Annotated in this window: 6 protein-coding genes and 4 pseudogenes; 6 read left to right on the top strand and 4 right to left on the bottom strand. The window is 60.0% G+C overall.

Annotation, left to right across the window (positions count from 1 at the left end):
* Positions 1-96 precede the first annotated feature (96 nt).
* Positions 97-1,290: a YadA-like family protein gene (locus tag HWX39_RS35400; protein ID WP_279613126.1), complete on the top strand. Its 1,194-nt coding sequence runs from the start codon at positions 97-99 to the stop codon at positions 1,288-1,290.
* 9 nt (positions 1,291-1,299) lie between these two features.
* Here the strand turns inward: HWX39_RS35400 and HWX39_RS35395 are convergent.
* A pseudogene (locus tag HWX39_RS35395) lies at positions 1,300-1,761 on the bottom strand (IS5 family transposase); the annotation flags it as partial.
* Positions 1,762-1,889: 128 nt separating this feature from the next.
* Here HWX39_RS35395 and HWX39_RS35390 point away from each other — a divergent pair.
* Positions 1,890-3,068: pseudogene (locus HWX39_RS35390) on the top strand (IS110 family transposase).
* Here HWX39_RS35390 and HWX39_RS35385 read toward each other — a convergent pair.
* The 3 genes and pseudogenes from HWX39_RS35385 to tnpB all read right to left on the bottom strand — a co-directional run.
* Positions 2,996-3,319 (bottom strand): annotated as a pseudogene (locus HWX39_RS35385) (integrase core domain-containing protein); the annotation flags it as partial. The pseudogenes HWX39_RS35390 and HWX39_RS35385 overlap by 73 nt on opposite strands.
* A gap of 71 nt (positions 3,320-3,390) precedes the next feature.
* Positions 3,391-4,970: pseudogene (locus HWX39_RS35380) on the bottom strand (IS66 family transposase).
* A 30-nt stretch (positions 4,971-5,000) separates the two neighbouring features.
* Positions 5,001-5,354: an IS66 family insertion sequence element accessory protein TnpB gene (gene tnpB, locus HWX39_RS35375; protein WP_175972103.1), complete on the bottom strand. Its 354-nt coding sequence runs from the start codon at positions 5,352-5,354 to the stop codon at positions 5,001-5,003.
* A gap of 929 nt (positions 5,355-6,283) precedes the next feature.
* Here tnpB and HWX39_RS35370 point away from each other — a divergent pair.
* The 4 genes from HWX39_RS35370 (at position 6,284) to HWX39_RS35355 (ending at position 7,619) form a co-directional block, all read left to right on the top strand.
* Positions 6,284-6,538 (top strand): energy transducer TonB, encoded by a 255-nt coding sequence (locus tag HWX39_RS35370; RefSeq protein WP_175972102.1) that lies wholly within the window; start codon positions 6,284-6,286, stop codon positions 6,536-6,538.
* Positions 6,539-6,629: 91 nt separating this feature from the next.
* Positions 6,630-6,908 carry a type II toxin-antitoxin system RelE/ParE family toxin gene (locus HWX39_RS35365; RefSeq protein WP_175972101.1) on the top strand — a complete coding sequence of 93 codons (279 nt, stop codon included), beginning with the start codon at positions 6,630-6,632 and terminating at the stop codon, positions 6,906-6,908.
* Positions 6,909-6,921: 13 nt separating this feature from the next.
* Positions 6,922-7,212, top strand: a complete 291-nt coding sequence (locus HWX39_RS35360) for a HigA family addiction module antitoxin (RefSeq protein WP_208458863.1) — start codon at positions 6,922-6,924, stop codon at positions 7,210-7,212.
* Between the two features lie 149 nt (positions 7,213-7,361).
* Complete coding sequence (locus HWX39_RS35355; RefSeq protein WP_175972099.1) at positions 7,362-7,619, top strand: hypothetical protein; 258 nt, start codon at positions 7,362-7,364, stop codon at positions 7,617-7,619.
* Positions 7,620-7,769: the final 150 nt, after the last annotated feature.

The following is a 7,769-nucleotide window of genomic DNA, read 5'->3' as shown; positions in this document are numbered from 1 at the left end:
GTGACGTCGCTGTCGTCTTCCACCTCGACCGGCCTGTCGTCGGCAAGTAGCTCGATCAGCTCGCTGTCGACGTCGACGTCGACGGGCATCGGCTCGTTGTCCACGGGCCTGAGCTCGACGCTCAACCAGTTGTCGTCGATCTCCACAGCAGTCAATGGCGGTGGTATCAAGTACTTTCACGAGAATGCCAAAGGTGGTGACAGCACGGCTTTTGGTATCGACTCAATCGCAGTCGGCTCAGAGGCTACCGCAACTGGCATGGGCAGCATCTCAGTCGGTGATCTGGCCAGTGCGGGTGCGGATGGTGCAGTCGCAATTGGCCAGAGTGCGACCGCGACGGGAGGTAGCGCGGTTTCGATTGGCTTGGCGAATACCGCAATAGGTAGTGGCGCTGTCGCGATTGGCGATCCGAATGTCGCGAAGGGAACTGGTGCAGTAGGAGTAGGTGAGAATAATGTGGCTACAGGTCAGGGCTCGGTCGCGGTGGGGAATTCAAACGTTGCTGCGGGAGAGGGGGCGGTAGCGATCGGCGACACTAGCACTGCCAACGGCTTGGGCTCAGTTGCGCTGGGCAACACGGCAAACTCGCGCGGGGCGGGTTCTCTCGCGTTCGGATCGGGCGCGCAAGCGAACGGCACTGGCAGTATCGGGATTGGCGCGCAGTCGATAGCTTTGGGAAGCAATGCGACATCGCTGGGCCAAGGCGCGAACGCGACGGGCAACAACACGACGGCGGTGGGCCAGGGTTCGAGTGCGACAGGAGGGAACTCGACGGCGCTAGGCGAGGGGGCCAATGCATCGGCTAGCGGGACGTTGGCAATTGGTCAAGCGGCGTCGGCGTCAGGCACGAATGCCACGGTGTTGGGCAACAACGCAACAGCAGGTGTGGCCAACTCGGTGGCAATCGGTGCTGGTTCGGTTGTAACGGAGCCGCAAACGGTATCGTTTGGCTCGCCGGGTAACGAAAGGCGCTTGACTAACGTGGCGCCGGGCGTGAACGGTACCGACGGAACGAACATGAACCAGTTGTGGGGTGTTCAGTCTAGCGTGACTCAAGTTGCTAGAGCCGCTTACTCGGGCATCGCTGCTGCGACTGCGTTGACTATGATTCCCAGTAGTCGCGTGGGCGACACTTTGACATTAGGATTTGGTGCTGCAACCTACCATGGTTATCAGGCTGCTGCCTTCGGGGGAGCGGTGCTCATTACGCCTCAGTTAGAGGTGAAAGGTGGTGTCGGTTTCAACTCCAATGGGGTGGCAGCTGGCGTTGGGGCAGGCTACCATTGGTAAGAAACGGTTTCAAAAAGGCTGCTCGGTCCGCCGGAGAGTATTCCAGCAGATCAGGCAGCAACCGAGTTTGAGGAACGCGCCGTGAATGTCACCACGGCGCTCGAAACGAATACAGAGGCGACGGAAGTGATGCATCCAGGCATGCGTGCGTTCAACGACCCAGCGATATTTGCCAAGGCCGCTGCCATGTTCGGTACGACGCTTGGCGATCACCGGCTCGATACCGCGATTACGCAACGCTCGTCGATGTCGCTCGGAGTCGTAACCGCGATCGGCGTAGACTACGCGAGGCCGTTGAATCGGGTGGCCGCGCAGGCCACGAATTGGCGGAATCGCATCGATCAGCGGCAGCAATTGCGTGACGTCGTTGACGTTCGCGCCGGTCAGGATCGCGGCAAGCGGGGTGCCGTTGGCGTCGGTGACGATGTGGCGCTTGGAACCAGGTCGCGCGCGATCGGTAGGGTTTGGCCCAGGCAGTATGACTTTCCGTGAGGCATAGGCTGGCCTGACGTGGGGAGTCAAACGCGGGTTAGCATTGCTGCCAGGGCCGCACGGTGTGGACAAGGCCACACCCGGCGATTTCCACTACGGAGGCCAGCATGGAACACGATAGCACGGTGTACGTTGGGTTGGATGTCCACAAAGAGTCGATCACGATCGCTTACGCGGTTGGAATGGGCGACGTGGAGCTCCTGGGCAGGATCGGCACTACTTAGGGTGATATCGATCGTCTGTGTAAGCGTCTGCGCTCCAAGGGCCGGCGTGTGCATGTCGTCTACGAGGCAGGACCGTGTGGTTATGGGCTCCACCGTCAGCTGGTCGCGGAAGGATTTGAATGTATGGTGTGCGCGCCGTCGCTGATTCCCAAGAAACCCGGTGAGCGCGTGAAAACGGACCGACGTGACTCGATCAAGCTAGTGCGTTCACTGCGTGCTGGTGATTTGTCGGCCGTGCACGTCCCCGGGATTGAGGACGAGGCTTTTCGGGATCTGGCCCGTGCGTGGGTAAGCGCCAAGGATGATCTGAAGCATGCCCGGCAGCGACTGAAGTCGTTCCTGCTCTTGCACGGAGTTCGATATCCGGGCAAGGCTGACTGGGGGCCTTCATATCGACGCTGGGTAAGCCAACATTCTTTCAGCAACGACTGGCAACAATTGGCATTCGAAGAACATCGCCGTACTCTCGGGGACCGCATGGCGCAATGCGAGCGACTTGAAGCGGCTTTGCGCGACTCGGTGGTCAACTGGCGGTTCTATCCTGCCGTCCTGGGATTGCAGGCGATGCGTGGTGTCCAGTTCACCACGGCGGTGGGGATGCTCGCCGAAGTGGGCGACCTTTCCCGCTTCGAACATCCGCGACAGCTGATGGCCTGGCTGGGTGTGACGCCATCGGAGCACTCCTCGGGCGATAAGCGACGGCAAGGCAGCATAACCAAGACTGACAACAGCTATGCCAGGAAGTTGTTGATCGAGGCCGCCTGGAGCTACCGACATCAGGCTCGAGTGAGCGAGAACATTGGACGTCGGCATCCGGGTCTCCCCAAGCCCATCATTGATCGCGCCTGGGACGCACAGGTTCGACTGTGTCGACGTTATCGCAAATTAGCTGCACGCGGGAAAAATGCCAATGCCGCAGTCGTGGCAGTAGCCCGGGAACTCGCGGGATTCATCTGGGACATTGACCTGCGGCGGAATTTTGTAGCCAGTCAGGCAGTGAGTCTCGCGTCGATATTATCGGAATCCAGCCAGGCTCGACGGACCGTGGCGGGAGGTTGGTAGCGATGAGCGCTGTGGGGCCGGCGCTCGTTATAGAACTGCCGCCAGCGCTCGATGAGCACCTTGGCCTCGGCGCGGCTGCGGAACCATTCGCGGTTTAGCAATTCGTCTCGCAGTTTGCCGTTGAAGCTTTCGACGAATCCGTTTTGCCATGGACTGCCAGGCGCAACGAAGGCCGGACCGATTGCAGCGTCTCGCAGCCAACGCATGACCTTGGCAGCGGTAAATTCGGCGCCGTTGTCCGACCGAACAAACGTATGCGATCCATCAGCGACGTCTCTCAGAGTGAGATGGCGAAGCGCGTGAGGTGTGGCAGGAACGTGGATCAGCGGAGATCGGCGGGCATCTTCCAGGGCAACAGCGCGTCGTAGTCGTCGACGCTCTTTGCCAGCGGCAGACGCTGGAACAACCAAGTGAGTAGCGGTAGGGATCGATGCGATTCGCGCGGCACGTCTGGACCAACGAGTAAAGGTTCGCGCTCGCCTCGGCGCCATGAACGGTGTCGGCGAACAACCATGAGCGTCGTCCAACGCAGAACGGGCGAATCGAATTCTCGCAGGGATTGTTGCTGATCGGCCAGTTGCCGTTCTCGACGTAGCGGATCAACTTCGGCCATTGCTCGCGCAGATAGGTTAGCCCCTTGCCGAGCAAGCTTTTTGGCACGACGCCCGGCGCTTGTTCGAGCGCAAGCGCATGGATGGCATCGAGTACACAGACGCTGTGTCGCCGTCGCAAACGCTGTCGGCGCTCGGCCTCCCACGTTTCGGCACGAGCCTCCGCGGCAAACAGCCTGCCGATCAGCTTGATGAAGCGCGACGCGAGCAGATCCGATGTGCGCGCGGCTTTCGGCTCACTGTCCTCCGCCTTGACGAAGTAGCGTCTCACGTGCACCCAACATCCGAGGTGTTCGAGCTCATATCGCTGCGCGATGTCGTTGTAGGGTTCGTAACCGTCCGTCATCAGGACCGCGCCATTGCGGATGCCGGCAAACAATTTGTCAGCGAGCTTGGCACCCCGTCCGGGCGTATAGGTGAAGCAGTGGATCGGCGTTCCTGAACCGGTCATCTGCAGCCAGAGATAGCTCTTTGTTTGCGGCCGGCGGTCCTTTCCCTTCAGGACCTGGAATGTCGTCTCGTCGCAGTAGATCAGTTCGGCCTCGAGCAGCCCGTCACGCATGAGGTTAATCATGGGCTGCGTCGCGAGGCCGACGCGAACCATGCTCGCGGCGATCGTGTTCGACGAGATGTCGCCGCCGAAGCGGCGCAACAGACCCGCCTGGCGATACAGCGGCATGCCGAACTGGTACTTGCCGGTGGCGATCCACGCGAGTGCGGATTCGCTCAACAGTCCGCGCGGGATGATGCGCGCCGGCGCAGGTGTGACCTTGATGCCGAGATCGCAGCATGGGCACGCATACTTGACGCGCTGGTGCTGTATCACGCGAAGCTGCTCCGGAATCACATCGAGCTGCTCGCTGATCTCCACGCCGATCTCGACGAGTGCGTGGCCGTCGTGAGCACAGACACGCTCGGCTTCGGGCAGTTCGTGCCGTACAACTTCGCGCGGCAGATTGGGATCGAGCGGTTTGCGGTGACCGCGCTTCTTGCGCGTATGCGCAGCGATGGTCGTTTCCGGGATATCTTCCTGAGCGGGTGTCGCATTCGTGCCGAGCACTTCGGCTTCGTTGAACAGACCGAGCTGGTCCGAGCCTCGCGCCTCGCTCTTTGCGCCGAACAGTTCGCGACGGTATGCCCGCAGCCGCTCCTCGGCGAGATCGCGCTCCGCCGTCACCAGACGGAGCGCGCCGCGAACCTCTTCATGCTCGCGCTGAAGCGAACCGTACGCCTCTCGTATCGCGAGCAGCGTAGCGAGTTCGTCGGCGGTGATGGCAACCTGAATCGGCATGCTGATTCGACATGCATGCCGATCGCGCGTTCAACTGACGCGGTGATATTCTCGCTTCGGATGCCGTCGGATCGTGGTAATGTCGTCGCCATCAAGTAGCGCGTGCAGCAGATCCGTCGACATCGTCACGACTTCGGTTTTTTTGTCGGGCCAGGTGAAGCGGTCTGCCTCGAGGCGTTTCATCAGGAGCCAGAAGCCGTTGCCGTCCCAGCCAAGGATTTTGATCCGATCCCGACGTCGATTGCCGAACACGTAGAGCGAGGAATCCATCGGGTTCAGACGCATCGACTGCTCGACGAGAATCGACAGGCTGTTCATGCCATAGCGGAAGTCGACGGGATCGCGATGCAGATAGACTTTCAGCTCGTCGTCGAACCGGAACACGGCATCCTCCCCAGAATCTGAACCAGGGTCGTCAACTTTGATGCTGACTCATGCCGTTCCGCATTTTTGAAAGTGCATAACACGCTCTAGGAGAAGAATACTTATCTTGCCCAGTCGTCCGAATATTCAGACAAGAAAGTAAATTGAAAGGATAGTACAGTCGTGTCGTTGATGCCTCGATGCAGGCTCAACGGCCTCTCGGCCCCCTACCTTCGGCCACCCCAGCGGGTGGCTGTTTTTTTAGGAGGCACCCGAGGGAAACGGCAGGGGGCTGACGAAGGCCGGTGGGCGCGGCCTGACATTTTCGTAAAATACGCTGCCAGATGCGAGCGTCGGCCTCCTGCCTTTTCCGCATCGGACCCACTCAGCCGCGCGATGCCCCTGCTTGATGCGCATCCGTGCGGCAAAATGGGCAAGCTTGGCGCCGGACAGCGTCCGGGGAGGGCGCACCGACTGGGTGACCGTTGAGCAACCGACGCCGTCTGGCGCCTGGCTTGCGCCGCATGGCGTGGGTTGCAAGCGATGGGGATATTCCTACGTTTTGCTTTCGGTGAAATCCGGATAATACGATCCGTTGATTCGACCCCGAATCAGCATTTGTCTCTCGATATCCAATCGATTCGGCCACCTTTGAGGTGGCCTTTTTTTGGGGCTTTGTCGGGCCCCGATCGAGAGGAAAGACGACGGAATTTCCATTCCGTGCGCGCAGCGAAACTCGAAAATGCGGGGTAATCGCGCTTATCAGAAAGGTCTGATGAGCGGCATGCGCAGAACATACGTAGAGTGAGATTGCACCGCTTCTCCTCGTGCAACCAGTAGGGTGACCTTGACCGCCTGCATGTCAGGCGGTTTTTTTATGAAGTCACCCATCGATGATGCCGCGCCCGGCAAGCTGTGCGACACGTTCGCGCGAGCCTATTTCAATAATCATGTCCCTAATCGACCGCCTGATTGCACGCTCGATGCCGGTTTCTTCTCTTGAGCGACGGCGTGTCCTGGTGCGCGTATGGCTCGACGAAGAAGGCCGCGTACGTGATTTAAAAGTGCGGCGTAGTAGTGGCGACCCGAGCTACGATGATCGGGCGCTTCAGGCGATCGCCGTGATGAAATTTCCGCGTGGCCAGCTTGGCTCGGGGAGCGCGAAAGCCCAGCGATGGCATGACCTGACGTACGCCTTGGAGTGAGGCTGCGTCAGAGGGAGTTTTGAGAATAGCCCGGTTAGTGTGCAACCAGAGACGTCTTGATGCGTGATGCGTAACGCGCTACACTCGCGGCATGATTACCAGCTTTAGACACAAGGGCCTTGAAGCGCTGTTCCGTGAGGCATCCGTCCGCGGTGTCCAGGTGGCCCACGCGCCCAAGCTGCGTCGAATCCTGGCTGCCCTGGACGCGTCCAGTGGACCGAGCGAATTGAATCACCCCGGCTACAAGCTCCATCCGCTCAAGGGCGAGCTCAAGGAGCACTGGTCGATTTGGGTCAACGGCAACTGGCGAGTGACCTTCCGGTTTGCCGGTGTCGATGTCGAGCTGGTCGATTATCAGGACTACCACTAGGGATATCGCCATGATGAAAAATCACCCCCACCCCGGCGAGCTGCTGCGCGAGGATGTGCTCCAGCCGCTCGGCATGGATGTGACCGATGCTGCCGCACGGTTGGGCTACAGCCGCACGAGCCTGTCGCGAGTGCTGAACGGTCACGCCGGCATCAGCCCCGATCTTGCTCTGCGACTCGAGCGCGCACATGTTAGCACCGCGCGCTTCTGGATGGCGCTGCAGAGCAACTATGAACTGTCGCTGGCCGAGCAGCGGGAGCAGCCGGACGTGCGACCTTTTCAAACGGCAACGGCAGCACAGTAACAAACACCGAAGGAGCGATGCCCAAGTGCGGGTACACCTTGGCAGCGTGTACGCCGGTGGCATGGAAGATGAGGCATGATCATCGGGTGGATCATCAACTCGATGTGTCGCGCCGGTGCCGCCCTGTGTCGAATACTTGAAGGAAAACGATGTCATTGCTCAGCCGCCGCCTGAAGGCCACGGACGCCCGACTTCAGGAAATCAAGGTCGCGCAGAAAACCGCGCGCAAAGCCTATCAGCAAAAGGCCAAGCAAACGCGAGCGGACCGGGAACGCAAGGTGATGCTCGTCGGCGAAGCCGTGTTGTGCCGACTTGATCGCGGCGAGTGGGAGGAGGCCGCGTTCCGGCAGATGATGGATGAAGCGCTGTCCCGCTCCGCCGACCGCGCGCTGTTCGATCTCGATTAAGATTAATCTGAATCGAATGTCATCGCAAATATTGCCACAATAAGCGCGTCGATGGTGCTGTCAAGTTGCCGCGGCAGTCAGGCGGTAAAATGCGGCATGAAGAAAAACACCGCGCCTACCTTGCCGCCGACAACCGCGTCGATCTCGTTC

Origin of the sequence: Burkholderia sp. BCC0322 (assembly GCF_902833045.1) — a bacterium.
Lineage (GTDB): Bacteria > Pseudomonadota > Gammaproteobacteria > Burkholderiales > Burkholderiaceae > Burkholderia.
This window is presented reverse-complemented; position numbering and strand designations above follow the sequence as displayed.